The organism is Pseudomonas sp. AN-1 (assembly GCF_034057115.1).
Lineage (GTDB): Bacteria > Pseudomonadota > Gammaproteobacteria > Pseudomonadales > Pseudomonadaceae > Geopseudomonas.
Window position 1 is genome coordinate 4,372,664 of the sequence record NZ_CP139195.1, and the last position, 21,029, is coordinate 4,393,692.

The window sequence follows — 21,029 nt, forward strand, 5'->3', positions numbered from 1 at the left end:
GTGGCGGCGATGAACCTGAATGACGATTTCGAACGGCGTGTGGTGTTGCACACCGCCACCGCGCGTTGGCAGGACTCGCCGCAGCCAGGCGTGCAGCGCATTGCGCTGGATCGCGTCGGCGACGAGGTGGCGCGCGCCACCAGCCTGGTGCGCTTCGCCGCCGGCAGCCACTTCCCCGCCCATGTGCATGGCGGCGGCGAGGAGATCCTCGTGCTGGCCGGGGTGTTCAGCGACGAAAGCGGCGACTATCCGGCCGGCTGCTACCTGCGCAACCCGCCGGGCAGCCGGCACGCGCCGGCCTCGGTCGAGGGCTGCACCCTGCTGGTCAAGCTCTGGCAGTTCGCCCCGGACGACCAGGCCAGCGTCAGCCTCGATACCCGACGCCTGCCCTGGCAGCGCAGCGGGATCGCCGGCCTGGCCGAGCTGGCGCTGCACGAGCATGGCGACGTGCGCACCGCCCTGCAGCGCCTGGAGCCCGGCACGGAGTGTCCGAGTCAGTGCTTCCCGGGCGGCGAGGAGCTGTTCGTGCTGTTCGGCCAGCTGAGCGACGAGGCCGGCGACTACCCGGCCGGCACCTGGCTGCGCAATCCGCGTGGCAGCTGCGTGCGGCGCCATTCCCGCGAGGGCGCGGTGGTCTTCGTCAAGACCGGGCATGTCGGCGCGCCGACCTGCTGGGATGTGGCGGGCAAGGAGCTGTCTTCGACTATCCTCTCCTGAGGGCGCTTGCGCGCCGTCCCGCCTCGACCGGTGCGGGTCATCGGTCGTTGCCCGTTCTCGGCGGAGGAGCACCGAAGTGACCCTGCAACCCCTGGAAACCCTGCTGGTCGCGGTGCTGGCGCTGCTGCTCGGCCGCCTGGTCAACCGCCTGATCCCGGTACTTTCCCACTACAACATTCCCGACCCGATCACCGGCGGGCTGCTGTTCGCCATCGGCCTGACCCTGTCCGGCCACCTCGCCGCCTTCCAGCCGCAGTTCGACACGGTGATGAAGCCCGGCCTGCTGCTGGCCTTCTTCGCCGCGGTGGGGCTGTCGGCCAATCTCGGCATGCTCAGGCAGGGCGGCAGGCGCCTGGTGCAGTTCGTCATCGTGATGATCCCCTTCCTGTTCCTGCAGAACATCCTCGGCCTGCTGATCGCCTTGGGGCTGGACATGCACCCCCTGATGGGGCTGGTCGGCGGCACCATCACCCTGGTCGGCGGACATGGCACCGGCGCGGCCTACGCCGAGCGCTTCGCCGAGGTGAACAACCTGCAGTCGATCATGGAACTGTCGATGACCGCGCCCACGCTCGGTCTGGTCTTCGGCGGCATCGTCGGCGGCCCGCTGGCCCAGTGGCTGATCCGTCGCCACCGGCTGGCCGGCGGCGCACATGACCACGCGACCGAGGCGGACGGCGGGTCAGCCGAGGCGCCGGTGAACCTCGCCAACTTTCTCGGTGTGCTGGCCGCCACGCTGCTGGCGCTGGTCGGCGGGCAGCAACTGGCCGCCTGGGTCGGCGAGGGCACGGTGACCGTGCCGGGGTTTCTCTGGTGCCTGCTGCTCGGCGTGGCGATCCGCAACCTGGCGCCGTTGCTGGGGCTGCGCCTCAACGACGGGGCGATCGACCTGATGGCGTCGCTGACCCTGTCGCTGTTCCTGGTGATGACCATGATGGCCCTGGACCTCGCCCAGGTGGTCGGCCTGGCCGGCCCGCTGCTGCTCATGGTGGTCGCCCAGACCGTGCTGGCCGTGCTCTACGGAGCCTGGGTGGTGTACCGCCTCGTCGGCCGCGACTACGAGAGTGCGGTGCTCTCGGCGTCCTTCTGCGGCTTTGCCATCGGCTCCACCGCCACCGCGATGGCCAACATCCAGGCCATCACCCGCAAGCACGGGGCGGCGCCGCAGGCCATGGTGGTCACGCCGCTGGTCGGCGCCTTCCTCATCGATCTGCTCAACGCCCTGGTGCTGACCGGATTCCTGACGCTGCCGTGGATGGGGGGCTGATCATGTTGCGCACCTTGCTGGTCGTCGTGCTGGCCCTGCTGCTGGGCGCCTGTTCGCGCGGCCCCGACCAGGCGACGCTGGAGGGCGACCTGCAGCGACGCCTGACCCAGGCGTTCGGCGAGGGCGTCCTGGGTATCGCCGAGCTGCAGCGGCGCGGCTCGGCCAGCGATGCCAAGGCGCCGCCCGAGGAAACGCGCGTGGTGGTGTATTTCGACAGCGAGCTGGAGCTGCTGCGCGACCAGGATTTCGGTTCCTGGGAGTCGCCCGGGGTGGCCAGCCTGATCAGCGCCCTCGGCGCCGGGCCGCGCGGGCTGTCCGGCGTGCAGAGCGGCGGCAACCGCCGAGGCGACCGGCTCAAAGCGCACGGCAGCCTGATCTACCGGCAGGTCGAGGGCGGCTGGCAGGTTGTGGTGCCGCAGGGCTTCAGCGCACCGCGTGCCCCGCAGCCCAGCGAGGGCGGCACCGGCTCGCCCGACGAGCTGCTGATCGCCGCGGTCGGCACCGCCCTGAAACTCTCGCCCACCGGCGCGGGCGTGAGCGAGCGGCAGATCATCCGCGACGAGATGCAGCGCTCGCTGGCCAGCATCCAGGGACGACTGAGCCGCCTGCACCACGGCTATCCGCTGGCCGGCGGTCCCGCCGGCGGACAGTACGCACGCTTCGCCGTGGCCCTGGGCAGCCTGCTCGGGGAGCGGGGCCTGCACGTCGTGCCGTTGACCACCGAGGGCGGGGTGGCCAACCTGCGCATGCTGCGCCGCGGCGATGTCGTGCTGGCCCTGTCGCAGAGCGACGCGGTGCACTACGCCAGCACCGGCAGCGGCCCCTTCGCCGGGGAAGGTCCGTACAGCCAGCTGCGCACCCTGGCCAGCCTCTACCCGGAGCCGCTCCATGTGCTGGTGCGCGGCGCCGGGCCGATCCGCGCCATCGCCGGCCTGCGCGGCCAGCGCGTCAATCTCGGTCAGCCGGGCTCGGCTTCGCGCGACACCGCGCTGGCGGTACTGGCGGCCCATGGGCTCAAGCCGGAGGATCTCGGCGAAGCGGCCAGCCTCGACCTGCAGCAGGCCTTGGCGGCGCTGCGCGACGGTCGGCTCGATGCGGTGATCCAGGTGATAGGTGCGCCGGCCGACCAGATCCGCGCCGCCAGCGAGGCGCTCGATCTGCGCCTGCTGCCCCTCGACGAGCCGGCCGTCCGCCAACTGGTGGCCAGCCGTCCGGGCACCTTCGCCATGTCGTTGGCTGCCGGCAGCTATCCCCGCCAGCCGGCCCCTGTCGCCACCCTGGCGGTGAGCAGCCTGCTGCTGTGCGACCAGCAGTTCAGTGCCGCGGAGGCCGAGCAGTTGGTGCGGGCGCTGTTCGCCCCGAGCAATCGCTGGCTGGCGTGGGGCAGCATCCAGGGCGAGCAGCTGTCGCCTGCCAACGCCCGGCGAGCCCTCACCGTGCCCCTGCACGAGGGGGCGCTGCGCGCCCTCGACGCTGGCCCGGCAGGCGCCGGGGCGCGCTAGGCCAGGGGCGTCGCCCGGACAGCAAAAAGCCCGCCGATGGCGGGCTTCTCACTGGGGCGCTGGTCCTTCAGCTGGTTCGATAGTGCAGGGGCCGAGGTGAAAAAAGCGTGAAGAGCCCGGGGCGCTCCGCCGCCGCCGACCGGCGGCCAGGTGCAGCGGTCGCCGAGCGTGCGCCATGCCCGCAAGCGGGGGCGTGGTGGCAGGCCCGTCGTCTCTACGGTGGCAGCGGCAGAGCGGTGCCGGGGATCTGCAGGTACTCGAACAGCCGTTGCGTGGATGGCGAGGCGCCCAGGGTGTCGAGCAGCAGGGACAGGTCGATGCCGACGCCGATGAAGGGATACCGCTCGGTGTCGTCGAAGAACTCCCGGTCGTCGTCGCCATAGCCGCGGGTGCCATAGCCCACCAGCAGGTCGAAATGCCTGAGCGCCGAGTCGCGCGCACCCCAGGCGCGCAGCGTGAAGGCGAGCATCCAGCGCGAGCCGGAGTAGTCGGTGGTGAGGTCGCTGTGCTGGCCGTGGCGCACGGCGGGCGACGGGAAGTACTCCCAGCGGAACTGCACGCGCTCGCGCCAGCCGGCATGGCGCTGGCGCAGATACTCCAGGCCCACGCCGGCCAGGTTGGCGACCTGGTCTTCCCAGCTGAAGCCATGCTCGGGCGAGAAACCGTCGCCCAGTTCCACTGCGCTGGTCAGCAGCAGGCCGCTGAACGCGCCGAGGCGTGCCGCCTGGGCCTCGTCGTAGCCCCAGCGGCGATAGAGGCCGGCGGTGAGCGCGGTGGCCACCGCGCCCGTGTAGGCGTGGCCGAGCTTGTCGGCGCCGCCGTAGTCGGTGTGGCTGCCGAACCAGCCCTCGCTTGAGCTGCGGAACGAGGTTTCGCCCCAGTCCCATTTGGCGAAGCCGTAGGCCGTGACGCCGGCGACGATGCCCAAGTTGAGCGCCTGGGCCTTGCGTTCGCGGCTCCACCCGTGCGCGGTGCGCTCGCCGCTGTCGTCGGGCGGCGTGGCCTGGGCTGCGAGCGACGAGGTGGCGAGCGCGCCGAGCAGGCAGGCCAGCAGGCGAGGCGGTGTGGACGATGCAGGCAACTCGGTGCCTCCCCGTTGGGCAGGATGCGGCTGGCGCGGCTGCGCCAGGTCCTCCAAGCGTAGTCGCGGTGTCGGCGGCGCGGCACAGCCCGGACGGCAGGAAGCCCGCACGGGGCGGGCTTCCTGTGGGTTTCCTGCGGGAGCGGCGCGTCGGCTGGCGCGGGTCAGAGCACGCCGAACACCTTCTTGGCCAGGCTGGTGGCGGCGCCGGCCGGATTCTGGCGGATGCCGGCTTCCTGCTCGGCGATCACCTCGAACAGGCCGTCGAGGGCCTGCTCGGTGACGTAGCCCTCGAGGTTGGCGCTCTTGGCGTCCAGCACGCCGAAATTGGCGGCGCTGCCGGCGAAGGCGTTGTACTGCTGGGCCAGGCCGACCTTGTCGGTGGCCTGCTTGACGATAGGCAGGAAGCGCGCGCGGATCTGCTCGCGGCTGGTGCGGCTGAGGTACTGGGTGGCGGCGTCCTGCGGGCCGGCGAGGATGCCCTTGGCGTCGCTGATGGTCATCTTCTTCACCGCATCCAGCAGCAGCGCCTGAGCCTCGGGCACCGCGGCCTCGGCAGCCTTGTTCATGGTCAGTTCGAGCTGCTCGACCTGGGTGCCCATGCCCATCATCTTCATGGTCTTGGCCACCTTGCCGAGGTTGCCCGGCAGGCCGATGCGCACGTCGGGATCGTTGCTGAAGCCGCCGGGCTTGCCGAGCTGCTGCACGGCGATCCGCGCGCCCTGGCTGAGGGCGTCCTTGAGGCCGCCGCTGGCGTCCTGCTGGGTGAGGTCGGCGAGGGACAGGGCGAGGGCGTTGGCGCTGAGCGCGAGGCCGGCGAGCAGGGTGGCGATACGGCGCATGGGGGCGATCCTTGGCTGGTGAGTGTTCTTCATCCTAGCAGCTCGGCGAGCCGTCACGCTGCGACCGCCGCTACAGCGCCGGCGGTCGGAAACGCTTGAGGCGCAGGGCGTTGCCCAGCACGAACACGCTGGACAGCGCCATGGCGCCGGCGGCGAAGACCGGCGACAGCAGCATGCCGTTGAAGGGGTAGAGCAGACCGGCGGCCAGCGGGATCAGCGCGGTGTTGTAGGCGAAGGCCCAGAACAGGTTCTGGCGGATGTTGCCGAGGGTCGCCCGCGACAGGGCTATGGCACCCGGCACGCCGCGCAGGTCGCCGGACATCAGCACCACGTCGGCCGCCTCGATGGCCACGTCGGTGCCGCTGCCGATGGCCAGGCCGACGTCGGCGGCGGCCAGTGCCGGAGCGTCGTTGATGCCGTCGCCGACGAAGGCCAACTGGCCGTGGGCGGCCCTGAGGCGCTCGACCGCGGCGACCTTGCCGTCCGGCAGCACCTCGGCGATCACCTCGTCGATGCCGAGCGTCCGGGCGATGGCCTCGGCGGTGCGGCGGTTGTCGCCGGTGATCATCGCCACCCTGAGGCCCAGGCTGTGCAGCGCGCGGATCGCCTCGGGGGTGCCGTCCTTGATGGGGTCGGCCACCGCCAGCATGGCCGCCAGGCGGCCGTCGATGGCGGCGTACAGCGGGGTCCTGGCCTGGTCGGCCAGGCGCTGCGCCGCGTCGGAGAAGATGGCGACGTCCAGGCCCAGTTGCGCCATGAAGCGGTCGGCGCCGATCTCCACGCGCACGCCGTCCACCGTGGCGCGCACGCCGAGGCCGGTGACCGCCTCGAAGCATTCCAGCCGGCCGAGCGGCAGGCCCTCCGCCTGCGCCGCGGCGACGATGGCGCGGGCGATGGGGTGCTCGGACCTGTCCTCGACCGTGGCGAGCGCGGCCAGCACGGACTCGCGGCTGAAGCCTTCGGCGAGCAGCAGGTCGGTCAGCGCCGGCTTGCCGCGGGTCAGGGTGCCGGTCTTGTCCAGCGCCACCACGCGGGCGTTCCTGAGCGACTGCAGGGCGGTGCCCTGGCGGAACAGCACGCCCAGCTCGGCGGCGCGGCCGGTGCCGACCATGATCGAGGTGGGCGTGGCCAGGCCCATGGCGCAGGGGCAGGCGACGATCAGCACGGCCACCGCGTTGACCAGGGCGAAGGTCAGTGCCGGCGCCGGGCCGAACAGCAGCCAGGCGGCGAAGGTCAGCAGGGCGGCGAGCATCACCGCCGGCACGAACCACAGGGTGACGCGGTCGACCAGCGTCTGGATCGGCAGCTTGGCGCCCTGGGCCTGCTCGACCAGGCGGATGATCTGCGCCAGCACGCTGTCGCCGCCGATGCGCGTGGTGCGCAGGGTCAGCGCGCCGTTCTGGTTGACGGTGCCGCCGACCAGCGCGGCGCCGGGCGCCTTGGCCACCGGCAGCGGCTCGCCGGTGATCATCGACTCGTCGACGAAGCTGTCGCCCTCGACCACCTCGCCGTCCACCGGCACCCGCTCGCCGGGGCGCACCTCGACCAGGTCGCCGACGCGCACCGCGTCGATGGCCAGCTCCAGCGCCTGGCCGTCGCGGCGCACCCGCGCGGTGCGCGGCTGCAGGCCGACCAGCCGGCGGATCGCCTCCGAGGTGCGCCCCCTGGCGCGCGCCTCAAGGAAGCGGCCGAGCAGGATCAGGCTGACGATCACCGCCGCCGCCTCGTAGTAGACGTGCACGGTGCCGGCCGGCAGCAGGCCCGGGGCGAGGGTGGCGACCAGCGAGAACAGCCAGGCGGCGCTGGTGCCGACCGCCACCAGCGAGTTCATGTCCGGCGCGCCGCGCAGCAGCGCCGGCACGCCGAGGCGGAAGAAGCGCCGGCCGGGGCCGAACAGCACCGCCGTGGTGAGCACGCCCTGCACCAGCCAGTTGGTCTGCTGGCCGAGGGTGGCGAGGATCCAGTGGTGCAGGGCGGGGATCAGGTGTGCGCCCATCTCCAGCACGAACACCGGCAGGGTGAGCACGGCGGCGAGCAGCAGCGAGCGCCGCAGTTCGGCCAGCTCGGCCGCGCGGCGCGCCTCCTCGGCGTCGGCCTGGGCGCCGGCGGCGGCCAGCGGCTCGGCGGCGTAGCCGGCGCGCTCGATGGCGGCGACCAGCGCGCCGACCGGCACGCCACGCAGCACGCGCACCTGGGCGCGCTCGCTGGCCAGGTTGACGCGCGCCTCGGTCACCCCGGGCACCCTGCCCAGCACGCGCTCGACCCGAGCCACGCAGGAGGCGCAGGTCATGCCGCGCACGTCCAGCTCGACGGTTTCCTCGGCCACCGCGTAGCCGGCCTGCTGCACGGCGGCGATGGCGGCGGCGACGTCGGGGGCGCCGGCGAAGCTGACCTCGGCGCGTGCGGTGGCCAGGTTGACGCTGGCGTCCGTCACCCCGGGCAGCTTGCGCAGGGCGCGCTCGACGCGGCCGACGCAGGAGGCGCAGGTCATGCCGTCGATGCTCAGGGTGAGCGGCGGCGGACCGTCCTGGCGGAGGGGGGCGGGCGTGTTCATGGGGGCTCCTGATCCGGCTGAGGCATGCCGCCACCTTAGGGCTTCCAATGGTGGCAAGGTCAAGCCCCGGCGCCGGCCGCGGCCATCAATCAATAAAATTGCACCGATGCTGCAGGATTATTCGTTTGTTCCGGCCCTCGGGGGCGGACAGACTGTATCCGCCCTGTGCGCCGGACGAAGCCGGCAGCGCGCATGCCCCGCCAGAGGGAAGCCGCTGCGGTGGACGGTGGCGGGGCGAACAACCTTGTCCCTCCGGAACTGCCATGACTCCTGCCAGACAACTCGTTGCGCGGGTTGCCCGCCTTCTCCCGCCCGCCCTGCACACCCACCCCCTCGAATGGACGCGCGCTGCGCTCGGCGCCGGGCTCGGCGTACTGCTGCCCCTGCTGCTGTGCGGCGCCCTGTTCGGCCGCGAGCTGGCCCTGAGCATGCTCGGCCCGCTCGGCGCCTCGGCGGTGCTGCTGTTCGCGGTATCGTCCGGGGCGCTGTCGCAGCCCTGGTCGATCCTCGGCAGCTACCTGTGCGCGGCGCTGGTGGCGACCGCGGTCGGCCTGCTGCACCTGCCGGTCCTGGCCACGGCGTTGCTGGCCCTCGGTGGCACCCTGCTGACGATGTGCGCGCTGCGCTGCCTGCATCCGCCGGGTGCGGCGCTGGCGCTGTGCCTGGCACAGGGACATCCGCAGGTGTCCGCGCTGGGCTTCGGCATACTGCTGCCGGTGCTGCTGGCGGCCGCGGGCCTGCTCGTCTGCGCGCTGCTGTTCAACAACCTGACCGGCGTGCGCTACCCCAAGGCACCGAGCGCGGAGCCGGTGTCGCTCGCCGTGTCGCCGCCCGAGATCCAGGCAGGAATCACCGCCGCCGACCTGCAACAGGCCCTGAAGGAGTTCGGTGAGTTCGTCGACGTGACGGCGGAGGATCTCGAGGAGATCGTCCGGCGCAGCGAGCGCCATGCCCGCCAGCGCAGCATGGCCGAGGTGTTCGCCGAGCGCGAACCGGGCTGAGCGAGCGGAACCGGGTGTTGCCGGGCGGCGGGGAGGGTCGATGATCGCGCGTGGGCGCGGCGTAGCACCGCGCGGGGAAGCCGCAACGCTCGGCGGCAAAGAAAAAGGCCCTCTTCCGAGGGCCTTTCGAGATCTGGAGCGGGCGATGGGAATCGAACCCACGGCTCTAGCTTGGGAAGCTAGGGTATTACCATTATACGACGCCCGCTTTTCAGGCCGTCTTTTTACCAGAAGATGCGAACGAGGTGAAGCTCGTTTTATGCCGAATCGCTCTGAGCCGCCGGCAAGGGGCCGGAGCAGGCGATTTCCGCGGCATCGAGCGGGCGGTACTGGCCGGGTTGCAGCATCGGGTCGAGGCGGATCGGCCCGATGCTCTCGCGGTGCAGGCGGGTCACCCGGTTGCGGAAGTGGCCGAACATGCGCTTGACCTGATGGTAGCGGCCCTCGACCAGGGTGAGACGGGCGCTGTGGCTGTCGAGGATCTCCAGGTGCGCGGGCAGGGTGGTGAGATCCTCGAAGGCGAAGTAGATGCCGCGCGCGAAAGTGTCGACGTACTCGGCGTCGATCGGCTCGGCGGTCTCCACCCGGTAGACCTTGGGCAGCTTGCTGCCCGGCAGGGTCAGGCGCCGCGACCACTGACCGTCGTTGGTCAGCAGCAGCAGGCCGGTGGTGTTGCCGTCCAGGCGCCCGGCGATGTGCAGCCCCGCGCGCTCGGCTGCCGGCAGCAGGTCGAGCACGGTGCGGTGCTGCGGATCGCTCGTGGCGCTGACCACCCCGGCCGGCTTGTGCAGCATCAGGTAGCGGGCGGTCTGGCCGGCCTGCAGCAGTTGCCCGTCCAGCTCGATGCGGTTGAAGCCGTTGATCTCGCGATGGCCGTCGCACTCGGCCAGGCGGTCGACCTGCACCCGGCCGGCGAGCAGCAACTGGCGGACCTGCTGGCGATTGAGTTCGGGGCGCTTGCTGAGGAAGCGGTCCAGGCGCATGGGGAAGGCTCTCGATGTGGCGGGGCGGTCGTTGCCAGCCCGTTCGGGCGGGTGGCGTGGCATGTTAGCGCGCGCGGGGCAGCGCCGCAGGTGCCGGTGCGCGTTCGCCTGGCGCGCTGAACTTGTGCAGGCGCTTCGGCGTCTCAGCAATGGGCCAATCGGGCCCGTGCCGCGGAGGAATCGATCCATGCGTGTTGCCGTGTTGCTGTTGGGAATGCTGCTCGGGCTGTCCGGGTGCGTGGTCTACGATGACGACCATGACCACGGCTACCGCGGCGGGCATGGTCACTGGGATGGCGGCGATCGGCATCGCCAGTGGGAGGGACGCGGCCATCGTCACCATCATTGGGATGACCGCGGCCAGCGCCGTGAGCGCTGGGAGGATCGACGCGACGGCTATCGCTACTACGACGACTGATTCCGTCGCCGGCACCCCGTAGCGCTCCGGCGGCGGTACTCAGCTGTCGCCGAGCTGCGCCAGCGGGTGCTCGCCTTCCCAGGTCGGGGCGAAGTGGGCCTCGACCACGCTCGGCGGGATGGCGGCGACCTGCGGCCAGTGCCAGCGGGGGCGGTTGTCCTTGTCGATCAGCCGGGCGCGCACCCCCTCGGCGAATTCGGGGTGGCGGCAGCAGTTCAGGCTCATCGCGTATTCCATGCGCAGCGCCTCGGCCAGCGACAGCCGGCGCGCGCGGCGCAGCTGTTCCCAGACCAGGTGGGCGGTGAGCGGGCAGCCGCTGGCCAGGGTGGCGGCCGCGCGGGCCAGCAGCGGATCGCTGTCGCCCTGCAGGGCGGTGAGAGCGTGCCAGGCGGCCGGCAGGTCGGCGACGTCGAGCAGGCGGTCGATGCGCTCGCGGCGCGGCAGCAGTTCGGCACCGGGCAGCCGGGCCAGGGCCTCGCGTTCCAGGGCCTGCAGCAGGCTGTGCAGCTGGCTGGCGCTCTGCTCGTTCCAGTTGAGCTGCGCCAGGCCGTGCAGCAGGGCTTCCTGCTGCTCGTCGAGCAGGAAGCGGTCGGCCAGGCCGAGGTCGAGGGCATCGCGGGCGTTGAGCTGGCTGGCGCCGAGGCCGAGGAACAGGCCGAGCCGGCCGGGCAGGCGGCCGAGGAACCAGCTGGCGCCGACATCGGGGTACAGGCCGATGCCGATTTCCGGCATGGCCAGGCGGCTGGACGGTGTGACGATGCGCAGGCCGGTGCTCTGCAGCAGGCCCATGCCGCCGCCCATCACGTAGCCGTGGGCCCAGCCCAGCAGCGGCTTGCGGTAGTGGTGCAGGCGGTGGAACAGGCGGTACTCGTCGGCGAAGAAGCGCCGCGCCAGCGCCGGCACCGTGCCGGGGTCGGCACGGCAGGCCTCGGCCAGGGCGCGTACGTCGCCGCCGGCGCAGAAGGCCCGGGCGCCGTTGCCACGCAGCACCACGCAGGCGATTTCCGGATCGTCCTGCCAGATCGCGAGGCGGTGGGCGAGTGCCTCGATCATCGGCAGCGACAGGGCGTTGAGGCTCGCCCCGGCGTCGAGGCTGGCGAGACCGAGGCGAAAGCCGTGGCGGCATGGCCGCTCTTCGAAGATCAGGTTCATGCGGGCCTCCGGCGCAGCGCGCCTCAGCGGTTGCGCCAGTGCGGGTCGCGTTTCTCCAGGAAGGCGTTGACGCCCTCGCGGGTATCGTCGGCATCGAACAGGTCGACGAAGCGCTCGCGCTCCTCGGCCAGCCAGCTGCTCGGGCCGCGCTGGCGGGCGCCCTGGATCAGCGGCTTGATCGCGCGCACCGCCACCGGGCTCTGCCGGGCGACGCGGGCGGCGAGCAGCAGGGCGTGGCCGCGCGCCTCGCCGCTGTCGACCACCTGCTCGACCAGGCCGATGCGCAGCGCGGTCTCGGCATCGACCCGCTCGCCGCAGAGGATCATGCGCTTGGCCCAGCCCTCGCCGACCAGCCAGGCCAGGTGCTGGGTGCCGCCGGCGCAGGGCAGCAGGCCGACGCCGGCCTCGGGCAGGGCCAGTTGCGCCTGGCGTTCGGCGATGCGGATGTCGCAGGCCAGCGCGCACTCCAGGCCGCCGCCCATGGCGTAGCCGTTGATGGCGGCGATGCTCACCCCGCGGAAGTCGCGCAGCGCCTCGAAGGCTTCGCCGAACAGCCGTGCCATGCTGCGCGCACGGGCCTTGTCGCCGTCGGCGAACAGCTTGAGGTCGGCGCCGGCGCTGAAGAACTTGGCGCCCTGGCCGGTGATCACCAGGGCGTAGATATCGTCGTCGCGGTTGAGGTGCTCGACCAGCTGGCGCAGGCCGATCAGCGAGTCGCGGTCCCAGGTGTTGGCCGGCGGATTGTTGATGGTGACCAGCGCGGTGTGGCCGTGCTTCTCGACGGTCAGCTTGTGGGTGAGGTCGAAGGGGGCGGACTTGTAGGGTTCGACGGCGTTGCTCATGACGGTCCTCGGGCTTCGGGCGGGTGGCCGCGCTCTGCCGGAGTCTCCAGCCGCGCCCACCCGGCAGGCGGATGCTCAGTCTGGTACGTCAGTGGAGGCCCGCGTCGGTCGTCTGACCGGACCCGCGGGCCGCCGGGATGAACTTCTTTTAGCCGTCCCGACCGGGGCTTGTCCAGCCCCGCCGGGAGGTGGGAGGGGTTTACTGCAGCTGGGGCGGCTGGCCGGCGGTCAGGCGTTCCTGCTTCCACTCGTCGAGGGTCGGTGCGGCCAGGGTGCCGTCGAGGCGGCCGACGATCTCGAAGTAGTCCTGCCTGGAACGGTCCTTCATGATCTCGTCGCGCGACTTGACCTTCACCGCGTAGACGGTCTGCACGTTCTGGTGATCGAAGGTGCGCCACTCCTGCGGGCCCTTGAGCAGCTGGTACTTGTGGCCTTCCAGGGCCTTGATCAGGCTCTCGCTGTCCAGGCTGCGCGCGCGCTCGGCGGCGTCGGCCCACTGGTGGACGATGCTGTAGGCCGAGGCGGCCGAACTCGACGGCATCAGTTCGTAACGCTCGGAGAAGTTCTTCACGAAGGTCATGCCGGCTTCGGACTTCTCCAGCTCCGGCACGCGCCAGGTCCACGGCTCGGTGCCGATCACGCCTTCCATCAGGCCGGGGCCGGCCTGCTCGACGATGCTCTGGGTCAGGTTGGGGGCGACGATCTGCATGCGCTTGGTCAGGCCGAGGTCCTCGGCGATGCGCATGGCGCGCACCAGGTCCTCGCCGAACAGCACCAGGGCGAGCACCTCGGCGTCGCTGCCGGCGGCCTGGGTCAGCGCATCGCGGTAGTCGGCCAGGCGCGCGCCGGGGAAGGGCACCTTGAGGCCCGGATGCTTGCTGGCGTCGGTGCTGTGGGTGGTCTGGCGCAGCGAGCTTTCGCTGGTGTGGCCCCAGGTGTAGTCAGCGGTGACGTAGAAGTAGCGCTTGTTCGGCAGCTCCTTGGCCAGGTACTCGCCGAGCACGCGCGCGCTCATCCACGCGTTGTTGCACTCGCGGAACATGTAGCGGTGGCCGTTCTTACCGGTGGTGTCGTTGGAGTAGGTGAGGGTGCCGAAGTACAGCACGCCGCGCTCCTTGGCGCGCTTGCTGGCGGCGATGGCCACGGCGCTGGAGGCGCCGCCGAACAGCATCACCGCGCCGTCACCGACCAGGCGGTCGACGTTGTTCACCGCCTTCTCCGGACGCGAGGCGGTATCGCGGCTGATCAGACGCAGGGGGCGGCCGAGCACGCCGCCCTCGGCGTTGATCTCGTCGATGGCCAGCAGGGCGCCACGCATCTGTGCCAGCCCTTCTTCCTTGTAGCTGCCGGTGCGGGGGTAGTTCAGGCCGAGGGTGATCGGATCGACAGCACTGGCAGTAGTGCAAAGTCCGGCCCACAGGGCCAGAGCCGTGAGAGTGCGCTTCATGGGGCCTCCTGGTCATTGTTATGTTTGCCCGAGCTTGTTTTACGCGCCGGCGTGTTTGACGGGCATTAGCTCTTGGTCTAGCGGCGTCATCGTTTTGTGATCCAGTTCGCAAGCGCGGGGAAATGCCGGCTGATGCGCGCCCCGTGCCGGCGGCGACCCTGGCGCCGCTCCCGCGGGCAGCGTCGGCACCGGGCGGCGGATCACTCGAGGGTCAGGCTGTCGCGCTCCTGCTCCCAGTCCTCCTGTGGCACGGCGGCCTGTTCGCCGCCCATGCGGTGGATGATCTCGAAGTAGTCCTGCTTCAGCGCATCCTGCATGATCTCCTCGCGCGGGCGCACCCGCACGGCATAGACGCCCTGCACGTTCTGGTGGTCGAAGGCGCGCCACTCCTGTTCGCCCTTGAGCAGCTGGTAGCGGTGCCCCTCCAGTGCGGCGATCACCGCCTCGCTGTCGCTGCTGCCGGCGCGCGCCACGGCGTCGGCCCACTCGCGGACGATGGCGTAGGTGGAGGCCGCGGTACTGCCCGGGTACTCCTGGTGCTGGGCGATGAAGTCGCTGACGAAGGCCGCGCCGGCCGGGCTGTTCTCCAGGCGGGGAATGCGCCAGGTCCAGGTCTCGGTGCCGATCACCCCGGCCATGATCGACGGGCCGATCTGCTCGACCAGCGGCTTGGTCAGGTGCGGGACGATGATCTGCAGGCGGCGGTTGAGGCCCTGCTGGTCGACCAGACTCATGATCTGCACCAGGTCGTTGCCGAGCAGGTTGAGCACCAGCACGTCCGCCTCGCTCTTCGCCGCCGCCTCGAGGGCGGCGCGCATGTCGACCAGGCGCGCGCCGCTGGCGGCCAGGCTGCGCCGGCCGTGGCGGGCCTTGTCCTGGGTGGCGGTGCTGTCGCGCAGGGCGCGCTCCATGCTGTTGCCCCAGGCATCGTCGCGGGTGATGTGGAAGTAGCGGCGGCGCGGCTGGTGGATCGCCAGGTACTCGCCGAGCACCCGGGCGCTCATGTGCGCGCTGCCGGACTCGCGGAACAGGTAGCGGTGGCCGTGCTGGCCGGTGACCTCGTTGGCATAGGCGAGGGTGGCGAAGTACAGCAGGCCGTGCTCGCGAGCGCGCCGGCTGGCGGCGACCACCTCTTCGCTGGTGGCGCCGCCGAAGACCATGGCCACGCCCTTGGCCTGCAGGCGGTCGACGGTGTTCACCGCGGTTTCCGCGCGCGAGGCGCTGTTGCCGGTTTCCAGCTGCAGCGGCCGGCCGAGCACGCCGCCTTCGGCATTGACCTGGGCGACGGCGAGCAGGGCGCCGCGCATCTGCTCGAGGCCCTCGGCCTTGTCGTTGCCGGTGCGCGGATAGCTGAGGCCGATCTTCAGCGGATCGCCGGCCGGCGCGGCGTGGACGGCGAAGCCTGCGAGCAGCAGGCCGAGACAGACGAGTCGACGCATGGACACCTTTCCTTGTGGCTGGGGGAAGCGGGCTTTGTACGCCCGTAGGGAGCAGGCGCCCATGCACCTTTGCGCGGGAAGGAGCGCGACTTCGGTCGTCATCCCCGCCCGCCACCAAGGTCGCGCCTTGACTTGCCGGGAAGCGCTCTCTACGGTGCCGCTTTGTTTCGCACACAGGGGGCTGGCATGAGCGCCGCGCAGGATCGCATCAAACTCGAACCGGGCTGGAAGGCGGCCCTCGGCGAGGAGTTCGACAAGCCCTACATGCAGGCGCTGGGCGAGTTCCTGCGCCGCGAGAAGGCCGCCGGCAAGCAGATCTTTCCGCCCGGCGGGCTGATCTTCAACGCGCTGAACTCCACCCCGCTGGAGCGGGTCAAGGTGGTGATCATCGGCCAGGACCCCTACCACGGCCCGGGCCAGGCCCACGGCCTGTGCTTCTCGGTGCAGCCGGGGGTACCGGTGCCGCCGTCGCTGCTGAACATCTTCAAGGAACTCAAGCGCGACCTGAACATCGATCCGCCCAACCATGGCTGCCTGCAGCACTGGGCCGAGCAGGGCGTGCTGCTGCTCAACACCTCGCTGACCGTCGAGCAGGGCAAGGCCGGTTCGCACGCCGCGGCAGGCTGGCAGCCGTTCACCGACCGGGTGATCGAGGTGGTCAGCCGGGAGCGGCCGCACCTGGTGTTCCTGCTGTGGGGCGCCCACGCGCAGAGCAAGGAGCGCCTGATCGATCCGACCAAGCACCTGATCCTGCGCTCGCCGCATCCCTCGCCGCTGTCGGCGCACCGCGGCTTCATCGGCAACGGCCATTTCGGCCGCACCAACAAGTTCCTCGAGCAGCACGGCCTGGCGCCGATCGACTGGCGCCTGCCGGCGCGCTGAGTTCAGCTTCGGCAGGGCAGCCCGGCGAGGTCGTCGCGCAGGCGGTCCAGCCGCTGCATGAGGTGTACGCGCTGGTCCGCGGTGGCGCTGGCCCACAGTTCGCTGAGCAGATCGGCCAGCGCCTGTCGGGCACGCTCCGCCGCTTGGCGGTAATCCTCGCCGCCGTAGCGCTCGGGGTCGCCCAGCAGCGGCAGGAGGCGTGCGGCGCGGTCGCCTGACGGCCGGCGCAGCTCGGTCAGCAACTGCGCCTGCCAGCGCTGGCGAAACTCCAGCCAGGGGCGCACGCCGGCTTCCTGGCGCGCGGCCCAGAAGCGCAGATAGGCGCGCTGCTGCGGATACAGCGGGCCCAGCCAGCTCTCCAGGCGCTGCTCCATGCGCTCCACGCGGCGCTGCAGGCGCTCCTGCGGCGTGCCGCCGAGAAAGCGCTCGTGCAGTTCGGCCCGTTCGGCGGCGAGGTTTTCGTCCAGCTCGTCGACCTGCGCGGCGTCGAGCCGGGCGAGCAGATGGGCGGCGTCCGGAGCGACGCGCTCGAGGGTCGGCTGCAGCAGGCTGCGCGCCTCCAGCAGCGGCGCCTTGAGCCGGTCGGCGCCGGGGCTGCCGGCGAGCAGCGGGCGCTGGCGCTCGAGCCAGTCCAGGTAGCGCGGCAATTCGTGGCGGCAGTGCCAGGCCAGGTGTTCGTCGAGGCGCGCGTCGAGCCAGGCGCTCTGCGTGGCGTCGAGGCTCAGGTAGTCGTCCAGCTTCCAGGGAATCAGCCAGTCGAGGTTGCGGTAGACCAGCTCGAGGCGGCTGCAGGCCGCCAGCACCAGCAGGGCGAGCAGCAGGGCGAGCAGGCGGGGGGAGAGAGCGAGACGGAACATGGACGCTCCGGCGGCGTGCTGGACTGCTTTGAGGATAAGCTAGCGAGAAGCCCTGTGCCGTATGGGTACGGCGCTAGATGGTGCGGTGCGCTTCGTAGTGCCGGTTTTTCACCAGAACAGCCGGCTGCACTCACAAGCTGATTGCGCTTACGCCCTCTGGCGCGAGGGTGCTAACCATTTTTCAAGTCTTATCGAGGCTCGAGGGCTATGGAGCTGAGGCAGTTTCGTTATTTTCTCAAGGTAGTCGAGTGCAAAAGCCTTGGGCGGGCGGCCTTGGAGCTTGAGGTGAGCACTTCGGCACTGAGTCAGCAGATCAGCAAGCTGGAGAGCGAGCTCAGCACCCGTCTGCTGAATCGCACCAGCACGGGCGTAGTACCAACCGGTGCCGGCATTGCCTTCCTGCATCATGCGCAGCTGGCGCTGCGTCAGGCCGAGCTGGCGATAAGTGCTGCCCAGCGTGGGCGCATGAGCGGTCAGGTCAGTGTCGGCCTTGCTCCGACCACGGCAAAGGTGCTGGCTCTGCCGTTGATTGCCGCGATGCGTACGCGCTACCCGGACATTCAGCTGCATCTGGTGGAGATGCTCTCCGGCTATCTGGCCAGTCAGCTCAATGCTCGTCAGCTGGATCTGGCCGTGCTTTTCCAGGTTGACGTTGGTCGGCGCTGGTGCGTCCGGCCGCTGGTGGACGAGCAGTTGTTCGTCATCGCGCCTCTTGACTTGCCTGGCTTGCCTCAGGAAGGGGCTGTCCGGCTGGCAGACCTGGGCGAGCTGCCCTTGATCCTGCCGAGTGCCCAGCATGGCCTGCGTACCAGCGTGATGGCCGCATTCGAGAGTTCGGGTATCCGGCCGAACGTGGTGATGGACATCGATGGCCTGGCAATTTTGATGGATGCTGTCCGTGCCGGGCATGCCGCCACCATACAGCCGGGGGGCGCGGCGGCCCACGCTGCAGAGGATGGTCTGCGGGTGCTGCCAATCGCTGATCCTCACGCGGGACGGCGCAACCTGCTGGCCAGTCTGTCTGATGACGAGCTGTCTCCGGCTGCCTTGGCTGCACGGGTGGTCATCGTCGATGTGGCTCGTGAGCTGGTGCGTTCCGGGCAGTGGCCTGGGGCCAGCTGGATCGAGGAGTTTGCGGTTCCGGCCCTTTAGAAAAACTGAATACCTCTGCGGCAACGCCTCCTGTCGGCCAAGCGCATTGCTCCCTAGAGTCGCCCCAAGCGTGAGGAGTCTCTTCCAATCTGTCTCCTCACCGATGGGGAGACAACATGATCGATGTACTGGTAGTGGGTGGCGGCAATGCAGCGCTTTGCGCCGCCCTGATGGCCCGGGAAGCAGGAGCCAGTGTCCTGCTGCTGGAGAGTTCGCCGCGCGAATGGCGTGGCGGCAATTCCCAGCACACTCGCAACCTGCGCTGCATGCATGAGAAGCCTCAAGATGTACTGGTCGATGCCTATCCGGAGGAGGAGTACTGGCAGGACCTGCTGAAGGTCACCGGCGGCATTACCAACGAGAAGCTTGCACGCATGGCCATCCGTGCCTCGTCATCCTGCCGCGACTGGATGCGCAGTCATGGCGTGCATTTTCAGCCGCCACTGTCGGGGGCCCTGCATGTGGCGCGCACTAACGCCTTCTTCATGGGCGGTGGCAAGGCGCTGGTGAATGCCTATTACCGGAGTGCCGAGCGCCTGGGTGTGCAGATCCGCTACGACATGCCAGTGGTCGATATCGAGCTGCAGGACGGTCGTTTCGTGGCGGCGCATGTCGCTGAGCGCACGGTCAACGGGCAGCGCTTGCCCGCCGAACGTATCACTGCGCGTAGTTGCGTGCTGGCAGCCGGTGGTTTCGAGTCCAACCGCGAGTGGCTGCGTGAGGCATGGGGGCAGAATGAGCGCGGCGAGTGGCCTTCGGACAATTTCCTGATCCGCGGTACGCGCTTCAACAAGGGCGTTTTGCTGCGCCGCATGATCGAACTGGGGGCCGATTCCATCGGCGATCCGACCCAGGCCCATATGGTGGCGATCGATGCGCGCGCGCCGCTGTATGACGGCGGTATCTGCACGCGCATCGACTGTGTGTCGCTGGGTGTCGTCGTCAACCGCGAAGGGCAGCGCTTTTACGACGAAGGCGAAGACTTCTGGCCCAAGCGCTACGCCATCTGGGGGCGTCTGGTGGCCCAGCAGCCGGGGCAGATCGGCTACTCCATCATCGACCGCAAGTCGGTCGGCAGCTTCATGCCGCCGGTATTTCCAGGCACCAAGGCCGACAGTCTCGATGAGCTGGCGCGACTGCTCGGACTGCCTGAGGCCGAGTTCGTGAAGACCATCGAGAGTTACAACCGGGCCTGTCGTGTCGGCACCTTCGACCACACGGCGCTGGACGACTGCCACACCGAGGGGATCACTCCCGCCAAGACGCATTGGGCACGGCCGCTCGATACGCCGCCCTACTACGGTTACCCGCTGCGCCCGGGGGTCACCTTCACCTATCTCGGCCTGAGGACCGACGCAACCGCTGCGGTGCATTTCGCCGGCAAGCCCTGCGCCAATCTGTTCGTGGCTGGCGAGATGATGGCCGGCAACGTGCTTGGCAAGGGCTATACGGCGGGCATCGGCATGGCCATCGGCACCGCCTTCGGGCGTATCGCCGGAACCGAGGCGGCTGCTGCTGCCGGATACCGTTCACACGCAGTGACAGCAGGACACGACCATGCAAATGTTTGATCCCCACGCCCCTCAGGGGCAAGGCCCGGAGGGTAAAGCAGGCCAGTTGATCCCCATCCTCAATCTGGCGGAAACCGAGGTCGAGCGGCAGATGACCATCTGCAACTCCTGCCGCTACTGCGAGGGCTTCTGCGCAGTGTTTCCGGCGATGACCCGCCGACTGGAGTTCGGCCGGGCCGATATCCATTACCTGGCCAATCTGTGCCACAACTGCGGCGCCTGCCTGCATGCCTGCCAATACGCAGCACCCCACGATTTCGCGGTCAACGTGCCTCAGGCCATGGCCAAGGTGCGGATGGAAACCTATGCCGAATACGCCTGGCCGGCTCCGCTCGGCAAGCTCTACAAGCGCAACGGTCTGACCCTGGCGCTGGCCAGTGCGGCCGCCCTGGTGCTCTTCCTGATCCTGACCGTGGCAGCCAGCGGCAACCTGTTCGCGCCGGTAGTGGGTGGCAATTTCTACGCCATTTTCCCGCACAACACGCTGGTGCTGATGTTCGGCTCGGTGTTCGGTTTTGCCGTGCTGGCGCTGGCGCTTGGCGTGCGTCGTTTCTGGCGGAACGTCTCACCGCCCGGAGCGCCTGAGGTCAACGTGAATGCGGCGGCTCTCGAGGCGACTCAGGCAGTGCTCGAGCTGAAGTACCTGGATGGTGGACATGGCCAGGGCTGCAACAACGCAGACGACCAGTTCACCCTGTGGCGCCGGCGTTTCCACCACCTGACCTTCTACGGGTTCATGCTGTGCTTTGCCGCTACCAGTGTGGCGACGCTCTACCACTACCTGTTCGGCTGGGAGGCGCCCTATCCGGTGACCAGCTTGCCGGTGTTGCTGGGGATTGTCGGTGGTGTCGGCCTGCTGATCGGTCCGGCTGGTCTGTTGTGGCTGAACTACCGTCGTCACCCTGAGCATGGCGATGTCAAGCAGCGGCCGATGGATCGTGGTTTCATTGCCCTGCTGTTCCTGGTCAGCCTGAGTGGCCTGGCGCTGCTCGCCTTCCGGGAAACCAGTGCCATGGCCCTGTTGCTGGCAACCCATCTGGGGCTGGTGATGGCCTTCTTCCTGACCATGCCCTACAGCAAGTTTGCCCACGGTATCTTCCGCAGTGCGGCACTGCTCAAGTCGGCGATCGAAAAGCGCCAGCCCAATACGCTCAAGCTGGGCGGCGATTGATCAAGGAGTTTGGTCCGGCTGCCTGCTGAAGCCGGGCATCTACCTGAGACACCCCGACGGGTCATGGATCCGCCGGGGTGTCGTCTTTTTGCTGGGGCGTCGATTCCCGTCCTGCGTCCGGCAATCGTTCCCTCCTGCCTCTCGACACACC

The 21,029-nt window shown here is 69.8% G+C and carries 18 protein-coding genes and 1 tRNA gene; 9 read left to right on the plus strand and 10 right to left on the minus strand.

Features of this window, described 5'->3' with window-relative positions:
* Positions 1-9: 9 nt before the first annotated feature.
* From SK095_RS20545 to SK095_RS20555, 3 genes are all read left to right on the plus strand, one after another.
* The gene (locus tag SK095_RS20545; RefSeq protein ID WP_320547341.1) at positions 10-717 is read left to right on the plus strand and encodes a cupin domain-containing protein; all 708 of its coding nucleotides are present in this window, start codon (positions 10-12) and stop codon (positions 715-717) included.
* A 76-nt stretch (positions 718-793) separates the two neighbouring features.
* Positions 794-1,984, plus strand: coding sequence for a sodium/glutamate symporter (gene gltS, locus SK095_RS20550; protein ID WP_320547342.1), 1,191 nt, complete (start codon positions 794-796; stop codon positions 1,982-1,984).
* A 2-nt stretch (positions 1,985-1,986) separates the two neighbouring features.
* A complete protein-coding gene (locus SK095_RS20555; protein ID WP_320547343.1) occupies positions 1,987-3,486 on the plus strand; it encodes a TAXI family TRAP transporter solute-binding subunit in 1,500 nt (499 codons plus the stop codon).
* Between the two features lie 214 nt (positions 3,487-3,700).
* On the opposite strand, the gene SK095_RS20560 is transcribed toward SK095_RS20555, so the two are convergent.
* The 3 genes from SK095_RS20560 to SK095_RS20570 form a co-directional block, all read right to left on the minus strand.
* Complete coding sequence (locus SK095_RS20560) at positions 3,701-4,567, minus strand: DUF2279 domain-containing protein (RefSeq protein ID WP_201485353.1); 867 nt, start codon at positions 4,565-4,567, stop codon at positions 3,701-3,703.
* Between the two features lie 164 nt (positions 4,568-4,731).
* A complete protein-coding gene (locus tag SK095_RS20565; protein ID WP_201485354.1) occupies positions 4,732-5,409 on the minus strand; it encodes a DUF4197 domain-containing protein in 678 nt (225 codons plus the stop codon).
* A 70-nt stretch (positions 5,410-5,479) separates the two neighbouring features.
* A complete protein-coding gene (locus SK095_RS20570; RefSeq protein WP_320547344.1) occupies positions 5,480-7,963 on the minus strand; it encodes a heavy metal translocating P-type ATPase in 2,484 nt (827 codons plus the stop codon).
* A gap of 263 nt (positions 7,964-8,226) precedes the next feature.
* Between SK095_RS20570 and SK095_RS20575 the strand changes: the two genes are divergently transcribed.
* Positions 8,227-8,964 (plus strand): HPP family protein, encoded by a 738-nt coding sequence (locus SK095_RS20575; RefSeq protein ID WP_320547345.1) that lies wholly within the window; start codon positions 8,227-8,229, stop codon positions 8,962-8,964.
* Positions 8,965-9,098: 134 nt separating this feature from the next.
* On the opposite strand, the gene SK095_RS20580 is transcribed toward SK095_RS20575, so the two are convergent.
* Both SK095_RS20580 and SK095_RS20585 read right to left on the minus strand, forming a co-directional pair.
* A tRNA-Gly gene (locus SK095_RS20580) sits at positions 9,099-9,172 on the minus strand.
* A gap of 49 nt (positions 9,173-9,221) precedes the next feature.
* Entirely contained in the window at positions 9,222-9,947 is a 726-nt protein-coding gene (locus tag SK095_RS20585) for a pseudouridine synthase (RefSeq protein ID WP_320547346.1), read from the minus strand.
* 187 nt (positions 9,948-10,134) lie between these two features.
* On the opposite strand from SK095_RS20585, the gene SK095_RS20590 reads away from it, so the two are divergent.
* Positions 10,135-10,365 (plus strand): hypothetical protein, encoded by a 231-nt coding sequence (locus SK095_RS20590; protein WP_201485356.1) that lies wholly within the window; start codon positions 10,135-10,137, stop codon positions 10,363-10,365.
* A 39-nt stretch (positions 10,366-10,404) separates the two neighbouring features.
* On the opposite strand, the gene SK095_RS20595 is transcribed toward SK095_RS20590, so the two are convergent.
* The 4 genes from SK095_RS20595 to SK095_RS20610 form a co-directional block, all read right to left on the minus strand.
* On the minus strand, positions 10,405-11,517 hold the full coding sequence (locus tag SK095_RS20595; protein WP_320547347.1) for an enoyl-CoA hydratase/isomerase family protein: 1,113 nt from the start codon (positions 11,515-11,517) through the stop codon (positions 10,405-10,407).
* Positions 11,518-11,540: 23 nt separating this feature from the next.
* On the minus strand, positions 11,541-12,359 hold the full coding sequence (locus tag SK095_RS20600) for an enoyl-CoA hydratase (RefSeq protein WP_201485358.1): 819 nt from the start codon (positions 12,357-12,359) through the stop codon (positions 11,541-11,543).
* 199 nt (positions 12,360-12,558) lie between these two features.
* A complete protein-coding gene (locus SK095_RS20605) occupies positions 12,559-13,806 on the minus strand; it encodes an ABC transporter substrate-binding protein (protein ID WP_136488778.1) in 1,248 nt (415 codons plus the stop codon).
* Between the two features lie 200 nt (positions 13,807-14,006).
* Positions 14,007-15,245 carry an ABC transporter substrate-binding protein gene (locus SK095_RS20610; protein WP_136488779.1) on the minus strand — a complete coding sequence of 413 codons (1,239 nt, stop codon included), beginning with the start codon at positions 15,243-15,245 and terminating at the stop codon, positions 14,007-14,009.
* A gap of 186 nt (positions 15,246-15,431) precedes the next feature.
* Between SK095_RS20610 and ung the strand changes: the two genes are divergently transcribed.
* Complete coding sequence (gene ung / locus SK095_RS20615; protein ID WP_320547348.1) at positions 15,432-16,127, plus strand: uracil-DNA glycosylase; 696 nt, start codon at positions 15,432-15,434, stop codon at positions 16,125-16,127.
* Positions 16,128-16,129: 2 nt separating this feature from the next.
* Here ung and SK095_RS20620 read toward each other — a convergent pair whose 3' ends face one another.
* Entirely contained in the window at positions 16,130-16,984 is an 855-nt protein-coding gene (locus tag SK095_RS20620; RefSeq protein ID WP_320547349.1) for a DUF6279 family lipoprotein, read from the minus strand.
* A 207-nt stretch (positions 16,985-17,191) separates the two neighbouring features.
* Here SK095_RS20620 and SK095_RS20625 point away from each other — a divergent pair, with 207 nt between their 5' ends.
* The 3 genes from SK095_RS20625 (at position 17,192) to tcuB (ending at position 20,878) form a co-directional block, all read left to right on the plus strand.
* On the plus strand, positions 17,192-18,136 hold the full coding sequence (locus SK095_RS20625; protein WP_320547350.1) for a LysR substrate-binding domain-containing protein: 945 nt from the start codon (positions 17,192-17,194) through the stop codon (positions 18,134-18,136).
* Between the two features lie 116 nt (positions 18,137-18,252).
* Positions 18,253-19,707 carry an FAD-dependent tricarballylate dehydrogenase TcuA gene (gene tcuA, locus SK095_RS20630; RefSeq protein WP_320547351.1) on the plus strand — a complete coding sequence of 485 codons (1,455 nt, stop codon included), beginning with the start codon at positions 18,253-18,255 and terminating at the stop codon, positions 19,705-19,707.
* Positions 19,694-20,878, plus strand: a complete 1,185-nt coding sequence (gene tcuB / locus SK095_RS20635) for a tricarballylate utilization 4Fe-4S protein TcuB (protein ID WP_320547352.1) — start codon at positions 19,694-19,696, stop codon at positions 20,876-20,878. The genes tcuA and tcuB overlap by 14 nt, the downstream gene beginning before the upstream one ends.
* Positions 20,879-21,029 lie beyond the last annotated feature (151 nt).